A 15,381-nucleotide genomic window follows, 5' to 3' on the forward strand; every position below is an offset into this window, starting at 1 on the left:
AAGCACCTAGATTCAATGTTTCACACTCGAATGATGTACTGCACCTTACGGAATGTATTGAGCACCAAACATAAAAAAGCACCACTCACTGGATTAAAATGAGTGGTGCTTTAATTTCACTGTCATCAATCAAATTGAAAACAGCAATTCAATTTTGGGGTATTAAGCGACGTGCTTTTGTACCAAGATTGATCCAACAGAATAGCCTGCACCGAATGAGCACAATACGCCATATTCACCATCATTCACTTCATGTGCTGAACGGTGTAATGCAATAATCACACCCGCAGATGAAGTATTGGCAAACTCATCCAGAATGATTGGTACAAGGCTTGGATCTGCTTCAGCCGCGTCCTTACCCACCACCAATTTCAAAATCAGCTCATTCATATTCTGATTAGCTTGATGTAACCAGAAACGCTTCACTTGCTCAGGTTTAATCTGATTCTTCTCAAGCTGATTTGAAATCATTTTTGCCACAAGCGGACAAACTTCTTTAAATACTTTACGACCATCTTGACGGAATTGCTTGTCATCACGTGAAGTGAGTTCAGAACCGTTTAAGAAACCAAAGTTATTACGAATGTTGTTTGAGAATTGTGTGAACAAATCTGTATCTAAAATTTCAAAACCAGATTTAGTCTCTGTATTTTCAATAATTGAAGCCGTTGCTACATCACCAAAAATAAAATGACAATCGCGAGAACGGTAATCAGTATGACCCGAAGTTAACTCAACATTCACCAACAATACGCGACGTGCACCCGATTTAATTGCGTCGTAAGCTTGTTTTAAACCAAACGTCGCTGCTGAACATGCCACATTCATGTCATACGCATAACCTTGAATACCGAGTGCCGTCTGAATTTCAATGGCAACTGCTGGATAGGCACGTTGCAAGTTTGAACACGCCAAAATCACCACATCGATGTCTTCTGCCGTCACACCTGCATTTTCCATCGCTTGCTTGGCAGCAATTACACCCCATTCAGCTTGGATCGACAATTCGTCATCACTACGTTCTTCTAAACGTGGACGTAACCGGTTTGGATCAAGCACACCTGTTTTTTCAGCCACATAACGGCGCTTCACACCCGATGCTTTTTCAATAAACTCTGCACTAGAACCGCGACGTTCTTCTAACTCACCTGCTGCAATTTGCTCAGCATGGTCTTGGTTATACTGTTCCACATAAGCATTTAGACTTTCAACTAACTCTTCATTGGTAATGACATGTTCTGGGTGGAACAAGCCAGTACCTGTAATACGGATGCCCATGTAAAACTCCTACTCTGAATTCGTTCAATTTTAACTGATACTAAGACGTTCCCACAATTTTTGTAATCGTGTCGCAGAAATAGGCATCTTGGTTTTCATCGGTTGAGAAAACAGCGAAATACGCAACTCTTCGATCATAAAGTACAATTCTTTCAAACGAACGTCATTTTTATATTTAAATAATTTATCCATCCACGGATCAATTTGTCCAATGGCAGCAATATCTCGTTGGAGATTATTGGGCAAGCGGTCCAAACGCAATAGCAAAGCTGCTAAATATCGTGAATACTCAGTCCACACATCGACGGGTTTGCCATAGACAAAATCCGCCAATTGCATTAGGTCTAATTGGTCTTCAATATCGTCTATGCTGCGTCCAAATATATCGCCATCTAACATCAATAGTTTCTGACGAATGCCTTGCCACTGAATAAAAATATCACTCATCATTTTTAACGCCTGTTGTCCGTGCGTTAAAAAGTTTTGTTTGACCTTCTGCAATAACTGCTGGAATTCAGTCTGGTTGATAGGCAGTTCTGTAATTGCCAATTGTAGCGTGGCGTAAACCAGCATCTGTTCCAGTTGAGCCTTGTCACCTAAAGGAGAATATGCCAGTGCCATCGGCTTGGGAATCTGCTTTTTCAATTGACGAACCAAATCGCCCAATTGCAAATGAACTAAACGGATCACCCCTTCGCGATGTTGCTTAATCGCTTCATCTTGGTCATTAAAGGTTTGAACCACAATGCCCGAATCATCTTTCTGCTCTAACTTGGCAAAAACTTTCACAGGCACCAATGCTTGATACTGCTTCACCACCACGCCCGTCACTTTATGCGAAGCTTCAAACACAAAATCCTCAGGGAAGGTTTGGAACTGCCCTTTGGCTTGTTTGACTGGACTATGGGTTTCGGTACGGCAACGTGCTTTCAAGTCAGCTAAATTGCGCCCTTTTTCAATTACACGTCCCTTCTCATCAATCACTTTGATAAACGGCAACAAATATTGATCAATTTTCTCAAATGAAAAATCTTTTTCAGTAATCTGCTCGCCGCGTAATTGGAATGCCAAGTAATTAAATAAGTGCTCACGCAAATGTACAGCATCCACGCGCTGCATCAGCTTTTTCGCAGTATCAGGAATCGGCACCAAATTACGGCGCTTATCTTTCGGCAAAGCTTTTAATAAAGCTTCAATCAAGTTCTGACGCCAGCCTGGAATTCCCCAAGACCAAATGTTTTCATCCACTTGAGGTAAAGCCTGTACTGGAATATTGACGGTCGCACCATCTTCATCATGGCTTGGATCAAAACGATAACTTGTAGCTAAACGCAGTTCACCATTATGTAAATGATCAGGGAACTGCTGAGTTGTCGGGCGATCATTCAACCACAATGCATCATCTTCTACATACAAGAAACGTGGTTGTTTCGGCTCAACCGTCGCACGCCAGTCTTCAAAACTACGACGACTGGCAATTTCAGTTGGGACTTTCGCTGCATAGAATTGATAAATGGTTTCTTCATCCACCACCAAATCACGACGACGTAATTTATCCTCAACTCGTTCAACTTCTTCCAGTTTGAGTAAGTTATGCTTTAAAAAAGGCGGCATAGTACCCAAATTGCCTGTAGTTAAAGCATCTCTCAAGAAAATTTCATGTGCCGCAGGTTGATCGACTTTTTCATAGTTGATCATACGCTTCGGTTCAATAATCAGACCAAACAGTGAAATCTGCGCATAGGCATTCACGATACCTGCTTTTTTCGACCAGTGCGGTTCGAAATAATGGTATTTCAGCAAATCTCGCGCAGCTAAGAGAATCCATTCCGGTTCAATTTTAGCCAGTGTGCGCAAATAGACCTGTGAGGTTTCCACCATTTCAAATGCCATAATCCACGAGGTATTGGTCTTATGTAAGGTCGATGCTGGAAACACACGTGCCTTCTGCTGGCGCACAGCCATAAACACATTACGCTCATCGGTTTTATTGGCAATAAACGACAACAGACCTGTTAAAAGTGCACGGTGCAAATTTTCATAGCTGGCTTTTTTATCATTAAAGGAAAGATGCAAACCTTTGGCTAGATCTAGCAATTGCTCATGCGTTTTTTTCCATTCACGTAAACGCAGCCAACTCAAGAAATGCTGGCGCGCAAAGCTACGGCGTTTATTTTCGCTCATTGACTCGACAGGATCGTGAATCGCTTCCCACAACTTTAAATAAAATAAAAAGTCAGAATCTGCTTCACGGAACAAAGCATGCTTCTGATCCGCCTGCATTTGCTTATCCGCAGGACGTTCACGCGGATCTTGTACGGCTAATGCCGCGACAATAATCAGTACTTCGTTTAACACACCAAAATGCGCGCCACCCAAAATCATACGGGCTAAACGCGGGTCGATCGGCATTTTTGCCATCATCTGACCTACTTTAGTGAGTCCATTACTAGGATTGGCTTTATTACCGCGCGCAGGCTCTAGAGGTTTTTCGACTTGGGTTTCAGTTAAAGAGGTCGGACTCTTTTCAGTCATTGCACCCAATTCAACCAATAACTTACGACCATCATTCACCAAGCGATGATCTGGCGGCTCAATAAAATCAAAAGCTTCAAGTGTACCTAAATTTAAGCTTTGCATTTGCAAAATGACCGAAGCCAAGTTGGTGCGCTTAATTTCAGGTTCGGTAAATTCAGGACGACTTTGAAAATCTTCTTCACTATATAGACGAATACACACCCCAGGTGCGATACGACCACAGCGCCCTTTACGCTGATTGGCTGCTGCCTGTGAAATCGCTTCAATCGGTAACCGCTGCACGCGAGAACGGTAGTTATAACGTGAAATACGAGCAAAACCGCTGTCAATCACATAACGAATGTTCGGGACGGTCAAAGCAGTTTCAGCGACGTTGGTTGCAATAATGATGCGTCGTCCACCACCGCTAGAATTAAAAATCTTTTGCTGATCTGCCAAAGCCAAGCGTGCATAGAGTGGTAAAATCTCGGTATGCTTTGGACCATACTTCTGCAAGGTTTCTTGTAATTCTCGAATTTCCTGCTCAGTACTGGCAAAAATGAGAATATCCGCATGTTCAGGATGCCCCTTTTCTTGCGCATCCTGAAAACATTCTTCTACCGCTTGCACCACCGCACGCGGTAAGTTTTCTTCAAAATCGTCAAATTCATCGTCATCACTACCGCCAATGCTCAATTCTGAAATTGGGCGATAACGTACTTCTACAGGGAAGCTCCGTCCTTCCACTTCAAAAATTGGCGCATCATTAAAATACTGACTGAAGCGATTAACATCTAAGGTTGCCGAGGTCACGATGACTTTTAAATCTGGGCGCTTAGGTAGCAACTGCTTTAAATAGCCCATGATAAAGTCAATATTCAACGAGCGTTCATGTGCTTCATCAATAATGATCGTATCGTACTTACTTAAAAAACGGTCATTCGATAACTCAGCCAGCAAAATACCATCGGTCATTAAGCGGACAATTGAATCCTGAGAACCTTGCTCATTAAAGCGGACTTTAAAACCAATCGACTCACCCAGCTTTTCCCCGACTTCTTCGGCAATACGCTGTGACACACTACGTGCTGCTAAACGTCGTGGCTGTGTATGACCAATCATGCCCGTTAAACCACGTCCCGCCAGCATGGCAATTTGCGGTAGCTGTGTGGTTTTACCCGAACCCGTTTCACCCGCCACAATAATCACTTGATGCTGTTGAATCGCAGCCATCAATTTTTCAGCTGACTGAGTGACAGGCAAGTCTTGATTCAATTTAATTTGTGGTAGGCGTGCAAACCGTTCTTGAACTTTACGATTAGACTGCTCGAACAGTTCTTGATATTGCTTTGGATCACCATCTTTACTGCGGCGTAGTCGATTTAAACGATGACGGTCGCGGGCCATAACCCATTGATCGATATTTAAATGACTTTGCACAGATGATTAATCCCGAGAAAATTTTGAATCCTGCATTTTACGCCTTAAGCGAGCATAGAGAAAGCCTCTCGCCCACGATACTGAAATACGGCATAAAATGTGCTTATTTTTCATGCCGATTGATACAAAAAATGCTTAAAGCAAACAGTTGGATCAAGAAAGTGAGCTCTCGGTGACTTCCAGCCATTACCTTCCATATGTGAAAAAAGTAAGCAACTGCAACATACTAAAATATCTTTTTTCAATTACACCCTTGAAATTCGAGGTTAATGACTGCATGTTGAATAACGATTCAAATACGACAATTTGATTGTGACGTATTGTCATTTTTTCATCATCAAATTCAATTGTAATCGATGATGATGCTATTGAATGAAATGGCATTGAAGTTACATTATTCGGTTTTTCCGATGCTTGTAATGTAAAAATACTGTTTCAGCAATAATTAAAATTTCGATATTCTACTTCCAAATTTAAAAACTAACCTCAATCATGGAGACAATGATGAGCTTAATTAATACTGAAGTTAAACCATTTAAAGCACAAGCTTACCTTAACGGCAAGTTCATTGAAGTTACAGAAGCTGACCTTAAAGGCAAATGGTCTGTAGTTTTCTTCTACCCAGCAGACTTCACTTTCGTATGCCCAACTGAGCTTGGTGACCTTGCTGACAACTACGCTGAATTCAAAAAATTAGGCGTTGAAATCTATGCAGTTTCTACTGACACTCACTTCACGCACAAAGCTTGGCACGATTCTTCTGCTGAAATTAAGAAAATTGAATACCCAATGGTTGGCGACCCTACTTGGACGCTTGCTAAAAACTTCGAAGTATTAATCGAAGCTGCTGGTCTTGCTGACCGTGGTACTTTCGTTATCGATCCTGAAGGCAAAATCCAAATCGTTGAAATTAACGCTGGTGGTATTGGTCGTGACGCTCAAGAACTTCTTCGCAAAGTTAAAGCTGCTCAATACGTACACGCTCACCCAGGTGAAGTTTGCCCAGCTAAATGGAAAGAAGGCGACGCAACTTTAGCTCCGTCTATCGACCTAGTGGGTAAAATCTAATTTTTGAATTAGATTGCATCGAAAAAACCACGCGATATGCGTGGTTTTTTTATAACTTAATTTCGAGTGATTTTAGCAAGAATGTATTTGAAGTCCCTGTAATTTCTGCTATACATCTAAATAAGCCTTCTATTTTATTCAGTTTGGATATTAAAGTTAGGTCATTGAGTTTTTTATACAAATTCAAGGAGGTATGTATGGGGATAATGCTTGCCGTGACTTCTTGGAAATACAATGCGACTTCAAGATACTTAAAAATTTTTTATAACAATGGTTCTGGAGAACTCTACCACCCTGTGCCCAAATTTGTTTATGCCAACATGTTACGATGTAGTGATAAAGCCGCCTTTGTCCACAAATACCTAGAATACGACTTGCACTTCACCCGTATCACCATCCAATAAATAACAATAAAAAATCAGGGCAAGCCCTGATTTTTCATATCAATCCATTCACTTGCTACTTAACTATTATAATCCTTGGCAGTAATCACCAATAAACCAGCACCTAAAGACAAGGTCGATAGCAAATAATTGCCTTCTTCTTTCACCAAATTCGTGAATGCTTTCACTTCTTCCTCATGGGAAATTACATTATCTACAATCAAAACGCTACCTTGCTTTACCAACAAGCGTTTTAAGTATGGCCAATAATCCACATAGGCATCGCGTTCCGCATCAAGCAAAATTAAATCAAATTGCGCACTAGATTCTACCAAATAGTCTTTGGCATCGCCTACCCAAAATTGAATCAGCTGATCCAGCCCAAATTCCTGTGCATATTGCTGCGCCTGCGCACTACGAGCAGCTTCAATTTCTAAAGTGGTGAGTTGCCCTTGTGTGACTTGTAAAGCATCTGCCAGCCATAAGGTGGAATAACCTGTCGAGGTACCAACTTCCAGAACATGTTTCGAATTTTGAATCCGAATCTGCATTGCTAAAAATTGCGCAGAATCAGGTTCGATATTGCGGTAACGCTGTAGTCGATCTTTCTGAGTAACATCATGTTCTTTAAAAGATACGTAGAGATCATTTATTCTTGCTTTAAATTGCTGACTCAAGCTCATCGAGACTTTCCTGTGCTTAAATTTGATTTACGTTAAATTTCATTTTTTATTCTTTGGCTTTTATTCATATAGCCGTTTTTTGAATCAATTTAAAGCGAGGAAGCACTTTTCCATCATCCAAAGTCACGTGCTCGGTAAACATGCTGAGTGGTCGCACCCATAATGAGTAATCACCATATAGACATTGATAAACCACCAACTGTTCTTCGGTTTCACTATGTGTTGCCACAGAAAATACCTGATACAACTGACCTTTATAATGCTGATAAATACCACGTTCTAACATTGTTAAACTCTACCATTATTTGTGATGCTTCATGCTAAATCATTCAATCAAGTTTGGAAATTCAATCTGTTGAAGTTATTGTATTTTCATGCTTATCACGTCATAACTTGAGCGTTGAGCAACGCTAGATTTAGGCACATAAAAAAACCACTTCCGAAGAAGTGGTTTTCATTGAATTATTTCTTAAATGGGAATGCATATTTCACAATACGTTTAATCACGCTGCCGTATTGCTTCACCAAACTGGCATTGTTGTAATTTAAGCCATATTTCTCACACACTGCTTGTACTTTTGGCGCCATTTTACGATAGCGACGTGCTGGAATATCTGGGTACAAGTGATGTTCAATTTGATGACTTAAATGTCCAGTCAAAATGTGGAAAGCTTCTGAACCTGTTAAGTTCGAAGAACCACGAATTTGACGCATATACCAATGACCACGGCTTTCGTTTTGTAATACAGTTTTTGGGAAAACTTCCACATCTTTGGTAAAGTGGCCGCAGAAAATCACACTGAAGGTCCAGATATTACGGATACCATTCGCTACAAGGTTACCTGTAAACACTGGCAATGCAGCAGGACCTGCAATCAATGGGAAAAACACGTAATCTTTAAACAATTGCTTGGTAATTTTACGCTGTGTAGGTTTCCACTCTTCTTTCAACTCTTGCTTGGTTTTACGACCCAACCAGACTTTACCTATTTCTAGATTCTGGATCGCAACACCCCATTGGAACAACAAGCAGAATGGAATGCTATACAAAGGCTGTAATAAGAACCCTGGTTTCCAGCGTTGTTCTGGGAACAAACGTAATAAACCGTAACCGATATCATCATCCATACCTTTAATGTTGGTATAGGTATGATGTTTATAGTTATGGGTTTGACGCCAGTTGTCCGAAGTACCAACGATATCCCATTCGTAGTTTTTACCACTGAATTTAGGATCATTCATCCAGTCATATTGACCGTGCATGACATTGTGACCCAATTCCATGTTTTCCATGATTTTAGCAAAGCCCAACAAGCCTGTGCCTAAAATCCATGCTGGTGGGAACCAGCCTGCAAACAAGCAAGCACGACCAGCAATTGAAGCATACTGTACAGTTGAATAAACACGACGGATATATTTGGCATCTTTCTCGCCAATATCATCCAAAACTTCTTGTTTAATCGCGTCTAGTTCACGCGCCAATTCGTCTAACTCAAATTGAGTCAATTCACGATTCTTTGGGTTCTTAAAATATTGTGCTTTTACAGGCATATTCATGATATTGAACTCTCTTATAGATCAATCACAAGATCTGTTTTTGCAGAACTTACACATAGTTTTAATGGATTACTTGGCTCACTATTTTGTTGACCATTCAGTATGTCTTGCGTTGAGCCCTGTACTTTATTACATACACATTTATGACAAACACCCATACGGCAACCATAAGTCGGTTTCACGTTGGCATGTTCTAGACCCACCAAAATTGATTGTCCGCGTGGAATCGCAACCACTTTGTTGGATTTGCTTAACGTCACATTCACAAAGCCTGTGTCGTCATTTACCACAGGAGTCATGCTAAATGCTTCACTCTTGAAAAGTTGCGCTTGAGCAAACAGCTGTTCTGCTTGCTGAACGAAACCTGAAGGACCGCAGGCATACACGACTGACTGATCGATATCGGTCAAGACATCAACTTGAGCTTCGTTTAAACGTGGATCCGCTTTTTCTTCTTGGGTATAAAACACTTGATAAGAAAATTGAGGATATTGCTGCGCCCATTGTTCAAAATATGATTTAAAGGCGAAATCTGCATAGTGTTTAACCCAGTACATCACATGTACTTTACGGTCACGCAGTTGTTCTGACTTACTTAATGCAGTCAGCAAACTGTACATTGGAGTAATACCACTACCTGCAGCCAACAAAATCAACGGTTGATTTTGTTCAGGCAACAACATATCACCATAAGGCTGACCAAATTCAAGCACATCGCCAACTTGAGCTTGATTGATTAACCAATTGCTGACTTTACCTTGTTCAACTTTTTTCACGCTAAGCAACACATGCTGCGCATCAATCTGAGTCAAACTATAGGTACGCTCATAACGCGCGCCTTTCACATCCACCATCACAGGGTGATGTTGACCTGCTTGTCCCATTTTGAAATGACGGTTGACTTCAATGGTCAAACTCACCATTTCATCTGCCGTAGTGTCTTTTTGAACAATCTTACCGAGTGCCTGATCAACAGACCAAAGTGGATTGACTTTTTGCAACCAGAAATTCAACGAATGTTGATTAACAACACTGTCGACTAAAAAATTAAGGGGAGAATTCGATTTTTTTAGCATGAACATAATGAGGACCACGCAATTGACTTTTAATTATTATACACGTGTATATATATTTGTATATATATTCGTCCTTTTTTATTCATTTCACTTCATCCACAGTAAAGGCTATAATGCAAAAAAGCATTTAATCTATTGAAAAATATGAACCAGCCTTCGATCAAAGCAAAACTCGACACTACAACACATGAGCTAAATCCGGCACATGAACCCGTTGTAGTACGTTCTGTCGGTCGTAAAGCTACCATTACGAAAGATGAATTATTCCAAGCAGCACTCAAACTGATTGGACCAGAAAAAAGTATTGCCTCTTTAAGCCTACGTGAAGTTGCACGTGAAGCTGGCATTGCTCCAAATAGTTTTTATCGACATTTCAAAGACATTGATGAACTCGCGATTGAGTTGATTGACCGCTCAGGGATTGTATTGCGCCAAATTTTGCATGAAGCACGCTTAAAAGCAATCAAGCAAAGTGGCATCATTCGTAGTTCGGTGGAAGTATTTATTGAACAGTTAAATACGGATGAAGGTAATTTAAGTCTGTTGCTACGTGAGGGCTATACAGGCTCTACATCCTATAAACAAGCGGTCGATCGCCAACTAAATTTCTTCCAGCAAGAACTCAAAGATGACCTGATTCGCTTAGAACGTCTCAATCACAGTAAAATGGCACATCCTGAACTTGCAGCCAAAGCCATCACCCAACTGGTATTTCATATGGGTGCCAAAGTGATTGATTTACCCAATCATGAGCGCAAGGCTGTCGCTGAACAAACCATGATCATGATTCGTATGATTTTAGAAGGCGCACGCCATTTGGATGAATCGCAAATTCGTTAAACTCAGAAATGCATTCATTCCAATAAAAAAAGCACCTAATGGTGCTTTTTTTATTTCTAGTTCGAAAGTTAAACCTTAAGGTTTAACCACAACCAAGACCTGAATGGCTTCTGGTGTAACAGATAAGCCATCCAATAAGCCGATGCCTTCTTTTTGCAATTTTTGTAAGCGTGTAATTTCATCTTCACGAATACTTGGGTTAAATTGCTTCAAATAGCTTAAACGGTCAATTTCATATTGCCATTTTCCACCATAGATCTCTTTGGCTTGCTGCTTCATATCTGGTAAAGCGGCTTTGGCAATATTCAAGGCTTGTTGATAGCGCTCTTCAATCACGTCACGACGTGCTTTCACCACTTGACGGCAACTGTTGCTGTCTAAATGATGTAAATATGGCTTCAAAATACTTGGTTCGATCTTCATCGATAAATCTTGACCATTTTCACTAAGCAATACGCGAATCAATTGCTGTGGCAAGCTCGATGGCAGATTCAATGCTTTAGGCGCAATCACATCGACCTTAAACCACACTTCAAGCAAAACTGAACCTTGCTTTAATGCATTCGACTTTAAAATCGCGACATTAGTACTACCAAAGGCCTGCGTATTGATCATTTCCATCACGCTTTCAGTGAATGGATGCTCCAAAGTCAAATACTGTGCATCTTCACGCACTTGCGCTTGATCACGATAGAAGGTCGCAGTCATGCCTTCTTCATCCAAGGTGAGACCTTGAACTTGCATTTGATCTGTCGGTTTAATAATCACTGTACCATTGCTTTGCTCATCAAAATCAATGTTAGTTGAAGCCATGAAACGCTTCATAAACATTGGCAAAGTGGTATTGTCATCATAATCTTCAAGCGCTTGCACAATTTCTTGTGCCACGATTGGACGGCATGAATTGTATTCCAGTAAACGGTCACGCCCTGCTTGTAATTCAGCCTCAAGCGCTTCACGTTGCACACTCACTTCTTCCAGCAAGTCTTCAAACTGTTGCCCCATATCAGTAAGCAAGCAGTCTTTTAAATGCACAATGAAGTTTTCTTGTAAGGTTTGCGCTGTCGGTGAAATATTACTGAAAATATTCAATGCTTCGTTATACCAACGGAACATACGCTCTTGTGCAGTGCCTTCCAAATATGGCACATGAATCTGAATACGGTTTTCTTGACCAATACGGTCTAAACGACCAATACGCTGTTCCAACACATCTGGGTTGGCTGGCAAGTCAAATAAAACCAGATCAGAAGCAAACTGGAAATTACGCCCCTCAGAACCAATTTCAGAACAGAGTAAAATCTGCGCACCATAAGAATCTTCAGCAAAATATGCCGCAGCTTGGTCACGCTCAAGCAAGCTCATGCCTTCATGGAACATGGCAGTACGGATACCTGCATGTAAACGTAACGCATTTTCCAAAGCTTCCACCACAGGACCACTACGTGCAATCAATAACACTTTTTTGTGCTTGAGCTGAGTACGCAGCATTTCCATCAGCCAACCCACACGTGGGTCAAACTCCATCCATGCGCCATCCAACTGGGCTTCTTCAGGCCACATTTGTTCACGCAATTTACCATCTTTAGACCAGTTCTCTGGTGCTGGAAGTGGTGCAGGCTGGCAATCACGACCTGGGAAGCCTTGAATCGCTTCACGCGTATTACGGAATAAAATACGACCTGTACCATGACGGTCTAATAACTCATGAATTGCACGGAAACGTTGTTCAGGTTCATCTGTAATACGATGACCCAATAACTGTTCAATTGCCGTTAAATGGGTTTCTTCGAGTGGTAAATTCGACATCAACACTTCAGCAATTTTAGCAGTATGTTGATATTTCTCTTCTTCATCCAAGAAACGATCTAACGAGCTAAAGCGCTGTGGGTCAAGCAAACGTAAACGGGCAAAGTGACTTTCTACACCCAGTTGTTCTGGTGTTGCAGTCAGGAGTAAAACACCTGGTGTTTGCTCCGCTAACTCTTCCACTAGATCATAACGATCATTGCCGCCTTCTTCTTCATTCCACATCAAGTGATGGGCTTCATCCACCACCAGAAGATCAAAACCAGCTTCAAGCGCTTGTTCACGCAAGTCATCATGGTCAATCATCAAGTCAACACTGGCAATAATGCATTGCTCGGTCAAGAATGGATTGAGGTCTGGATCATGTTCTTTGATTGATGCAGTACGCGTTAAATCAAAAATAGAGAACGCTAAATTGAAACGACGACGCATTTCAATCATCCACTGATACTGCAATGAATCAGGGACTAAAATTAGAATACGTTCAGAACGACCCGTTTTTAATTGTTGATGGATAATTAAACCCGCTTCAATGGTCTTACCCAGACCTACTTCATCTGCCAATAAAACACGCGGTGCAAAACGCTTACCCACTTCGTGCGCAATATAAAGTTGATGCGGAATCAGACCAACACGGGCACCAACCAAACCACGTAATGGGCTGCTTTGCATATTGGCTTGCATCAGCATGGCTTCAATACGCAGGTCATACCATTCTTTGTAATCAATCTGGCTTGCCAATAAACGGTCTAATGGCTTCGATAACTGGATTTGCGCCCCAATACGGGTTTCATTCAGCGTTTTACGTTCTTGAGAACCATCATCTAAAGTACGTACCACAGCATAACGCACCACACCATGATTATGCTCTAATGACTCGACTAGCCATTGCGTGCCTTCCTGATCGTGGACTTCATCATTCGTATTAAAAACGATACGAGATAGAGGTGCATTGTTGCGGGCATATACACGCGTTTCATCGCTTTTAGGGAATAAGATACTAATCGATCGTTCATCCACGTCGATTAAAACCCCCAAGCCAAGCTCTGTTTCTGTGTCAGATAACCAACGTTGACCAATAGCAAATTGCTGCAATTTTTCCACCTTTATCTCAAATGTAGACCAAGAAATAATTGCTCATAACAGAATATTATTTGAACAAAATTTCAGGTCTTTAAGCAATATATTTTGACATAAAGCTCACTAAAAAAGTGGGCTTATTCGAATCTGAAGCGTATTTTTTTCGCCTTAAAATGGCACTGGGCAATAAAACTCAACCAACTGCTCGGTCTTCGGATGAAGAAAGCTCAGGCGTTCAGCATGCAGACATAAACGATCCAACAATAGCTGCTCGGGTGTGGCATACAGCGTATCCCCTACGATTGGATGTCCTAAGTACTGCATATGTACACGTAACTGATGCGAACGACCTGTAATCGGTGTCAGTGCCACACGGGTTACCGCTTGACCTCGCATTTCAAAATGCTCAGTCGCCTTCCAGTGTGTCAATGCGGGCTTATTGTGACTCGGATCGGCAATGTGCAAAGGCGGACGCGTTGGATCATAGATCACAGGCACATCTACCGTTCCTTCACCTTGTAAATGCCCAGCCACAACTGCTTGATAGATTTTTGAAGTTTGTCGTTCTTGAAACTGACGAGAAATTCGGTTTTGCCCGAATTTAGAGAGTGCAAAAACCAAGATGCCTGAAGTATCACGGTCTAGACGGTGAATCAGCAAGGTTCTCGGTTCTTCTTGTAGCAACCGATTAATCACACAGTCTTGCAAGTCAGCCGTTTTTCCTGGCACTGTAAGTATCCCCGCAGGTTTATGGATTACCATAAAATCCTCATCACGGTGGATCAGATGTTCATTCAGAAATTGACTCAAGAGATTTTCCAAGCTGACTGTGCAAACAAGCGGGCAATAATAAAAAGCTCACTCAAAAATTACAATGCAGAATAAGATAAAAGTCAGCGTTTTTTACGATTATATCCAAAAAAATGCTGATTATGCCCGTATTATGAATGTACCGTTAACTGCTTAATCAGTTTTCCTAAATTCTGGCTATGCAATACATCTTCATAACTGATATTCGCGCCATTGGCTCGCCATAGTCCCACCAAACTCATGATTGCAACAGAGTCTAATGCATACGCAAGTAAATCCTGTCCTAAATCCAGTTCTAAAGGTTGCATTCCTAAAGCTTCTGCAACAGCATAAAGAATACCTCTCTCGGACAAGATAAATTCTCTTGGCGCACTAAGCGACCAAAGTCGTAACAAACTTTGTGTATTCATATGCAACATGTGCTGTGAGCTGATTTTTTCGATCCATTGCACATGCTGCTCGAGATTCGGGAGGGTTATTGCATCATTAATAACACAGATCTGCTCGCTTACCGAATGAATATGTTCTAAAAGCTGCTTTACCACTGGAGTAATTAAGCCAGTCACCACCAACTGTTGTCGATTAGACAGATGCTCACCCAAGCGTTGCATAGTCTCAGCTGGATTGGTGAGATCCAAGTCCAAGATTGGAACATCAAGCGCTTGGGCTTTTTGTATACAACGTTGAACATTCGATGCCAATTCGCTGTTGATCCAATCTGCTTCGGCTCGTAACTGCTGCAAACCAATGACCAACAAAACACTTTGTGTAGAACTCAGCGACCAATTGGCTGATGAAGCGGCTAGCTGGATCTTTTTCGGCAAGGGATAAAACATTAGC

12 protein-coding genes are annotated in these 15,381 nt (G+C 41.4%); 3 read left to right on the forward strand and 9 right to left on the reverse strand.

Features of this window, described 5'->3' with window-relative positions; genetic code table 11:
• Positions 1-162 precede the first annotated feature (162 nt).
• The gene (locus MKI85_RS02570) at positions 163-1,278 is read right to left on the reverse strand and encodes a beta-ketoacyl-ACP synthase III (RefSeq protein ID WP_241624691.1); all 1,116 of its coding nucleotides are present in this window, start codon (positions 1,276-1,278) and stop codon (positions 163-165) included.
• A 30-nt stretch (positions 1,279-1,308) separates the two neighbouring features.
• Positions 1,309-5,235 (reverse strand): ATP-dependent RNA helicase HrpA, encoded by a 3,927-nt coding sequence (gene hrpA / locus MKI85_RS02575; protein ID WP_241624693.1) that lies wholly within the window; start codon positions 5,233-5,235, stop codon positions 1,309-1,311.
• 504 nt (positions 5,236-5,739) lie between these two features.
• On the opposite strand from hrpA, the gene ahpC reads away from it, so the two are divergent.
• Complete coding sequence (ahpC, locus tag MKI85_RS02580) at positions 5,740-6,303, forward strand: alkyl hydroperoxide reductase subunit C (protein ID WP_100241618.1); 564 nt, start codon at positions 5,740-5,742, stop codon at positions 6,301-6,303.
• A 197-nt stretch (positions 6,304-6,500) separates the two neighbouring features.
• Positions 6,501-6,707, forward strand: a complete 207-nt coding sequence (locus MKI85_RS02585) for a KTSC domain-containing protein (protein ID WP_100241644.1) — start codon at positions 6,501-6,503, stop codon at positions 6,705-6,707.
• A 59-nt stretch (positions 6,708-6,766) separates the two neighbouring features.
• On the opposite strand, the gene MKI85_RS02590 is transcribed toward MKI85_RS02585, so the two are convergent.
• The 4 genes from MKI85_RS02590 to MKI85_RS02605 form a co-directional block, all read right to left on the reverse strand.
• Complete coding sequence (locus MKI85_RS02590) at positions 6,767-7,369, reverse strand: O-methyltransferase (protein ID WP_241624695.1); 603 nt, start codon at positions 7,367-7,369, stop codon at positions 6,767-6,769.
• Between the two features lie 64 nt (positions 7,370-7,433).
• On the reverse strand, positions 7,434-7,655 hold the full coding sequence (locus MKI85_RS02595) for a DUF1653 domain-containing protein (protein ID WP_241624697.1): 222 nt from the start codon (positions 7,653-7,655) through the stop codon (positions 7,434-7,436).
• Between the two features lie 176 nt (positions 7,656-7,831).
• Entirely contained in the window at positions 7,832-8,926 is a 1,095-nt protein-coding gene (locus MKI85_RS02600; RefSeq protein WP_241624699.1) for a fatty acid desaturase family protein, read from the reverse strand.
• Positions 8,927-8,940: 14 nt separating this feature from the next.
• Complete coding sequence (locus MKI85_RS02605) at positions 8,941-10,008, reverse strand: ferredoxin reductase (RefSeq protein ID WP_241624701.1); 1,068 nt, start codon at positions 10,006-10,008, stop codon at positions 8,941-8,943.
• A 138-nt stretch (positions 10,009-10,146) separates the two neighbouring features.
• Here MKI85_RS02605 and fabR point away from each other — a divergent pair, with 138 nt between their 5' ends.
• A complete protein-coding gene (gene fabR, locus MKI85_RS02610; RefSeq protein ID WP_241624703.1) occupies positions 10,147-10,842 on the forward strand; it encodes an HTH-type transcriptional repressor FabR in 696 nt (231 codons plus the stop codon).
• 75 nt (positions 10,843-10,917) lie between these two features.
• Here the strand turns inward: fabR and rapA are convergent, their stop codons facing one another.
• The 3 genes from rapA to MKI85_RS02625 form a co-directional block, all read right to left on the reverse strand.
• The gene (gene rapA, locus MKI85_RS02615; protein WP_241624705.1) at positions 10,918-13,755 is read right to left on the reverse strand and encodes an RNA polymerase-associated protein RapA; all 2,838 of its coding nucleotides are present in this window, start codon (positions 13,753-13,755) and stop codon (positions 10,918-10,920) included.
• Between the two features lie 144 nt (positions 13,756-13,899).
• Positions 13,900-14,541, reverse strand: a complete 642-nt coding sequence (locus MKI85_RS02620) for an RluA family pseudouridine synthase (protein WP_241624707.1) — start codon at positions 14,539-14,541, stop codon at positions 13,900-13,902.
• 131 nt (positions 14,542-14,672) lie between these two features.
• The gene (locus tag MKI85_RS02625) at positions 14,673-15,377 is read right to left on the reverse strand and encodes a phosphopantetheine-binding protein (RefSeq protein ID WP_241624709.1); all 705 of its coding nucleotides are present in this window, start codon (positions 15,375-15,377) and stop codon (positions 14,673-14,675) included.
• Between the last annotated feature and the right edge of the window lie 4 nt (positions 15,378-15,381).

This window comes from Acinetobacter zhairuonensis (assembly GCF_022601715.1).
Lineage (GTDB): Bacteria > Pseudomonadota > Gammaproteobacteria > Pseudomonadales > Moraxellaceae > Acinetobacter.

What these genes read in the sequence shown, in the direction of transcription:
- MKI85_RS02570 (WP_241624691.1), bottom strand. Translation starts at nt 1,278, where the DNA reads ATGGGCATCCGTATTACAGGTACTGGCTTGTTCCACCCAGAACATGTC.
- ahpC (WP_100241618.1), top strand. Translation starts at nt 5,740, where the DNA reads ATGAGCTTAATTAATACTGAAGTTAAACCATTTAAAGCACAAGCTTAC.
- MKI85_RS02585 (WP_100241644.1), top strand. Translation starts at nt 6,501, where the DNA reads ATGGGGATAATGCTTGCCGTGACTTCTTGGAAATACAATGCGACTTCA.
- MKI85_RS02590 (WP_241624695.1), bottom strand. Translation starts at nt 7,369, where the DNA reads ATGAGCTTGAGTCAGCAATTTAAAGCAAGAATAAATGATCTCTACGTA.
- MKI85_RS02595 (WP_241624697.1), bottom strand. Translation starts at nt 7,655, where the DNA reads ATGTTAGAACGTGGTATTTATCAGCATTATAAAGGTCAGTTGTATCAG.
- MKI85_RS02600 (WP_241624699.1), bottom strand. Translation starts at nt 8,926, where the DNA reads ATGAATATGCCTGTAAAAGCACAATATTTTAAGAACCCAAAGAATCGT.
- MKI85_RS02605 (WP_241624701.1), bottom strand. Translation starts at nt 10,008, where the DNA reads ATGTTCATGCTAAAAAAATCGAATTCTCCCCTTAATTTTTTAGTCGAC.
- fabR (WP_241624703.1), top strand. Translation starts at nt 10,147, where the DNA reads ATGAACCAGCCTTCGATCAAAGCAAAACTCGACACTACAACACATGAG.
- MKI85_RS02625 (WP_241624709.1), bottom strand. Translation starts at nt 15,377, where the DNA reads ATGTTTTATCCCTTGCCGAAAAAGATCCAGCTAGCCGCTTCATCAGCC.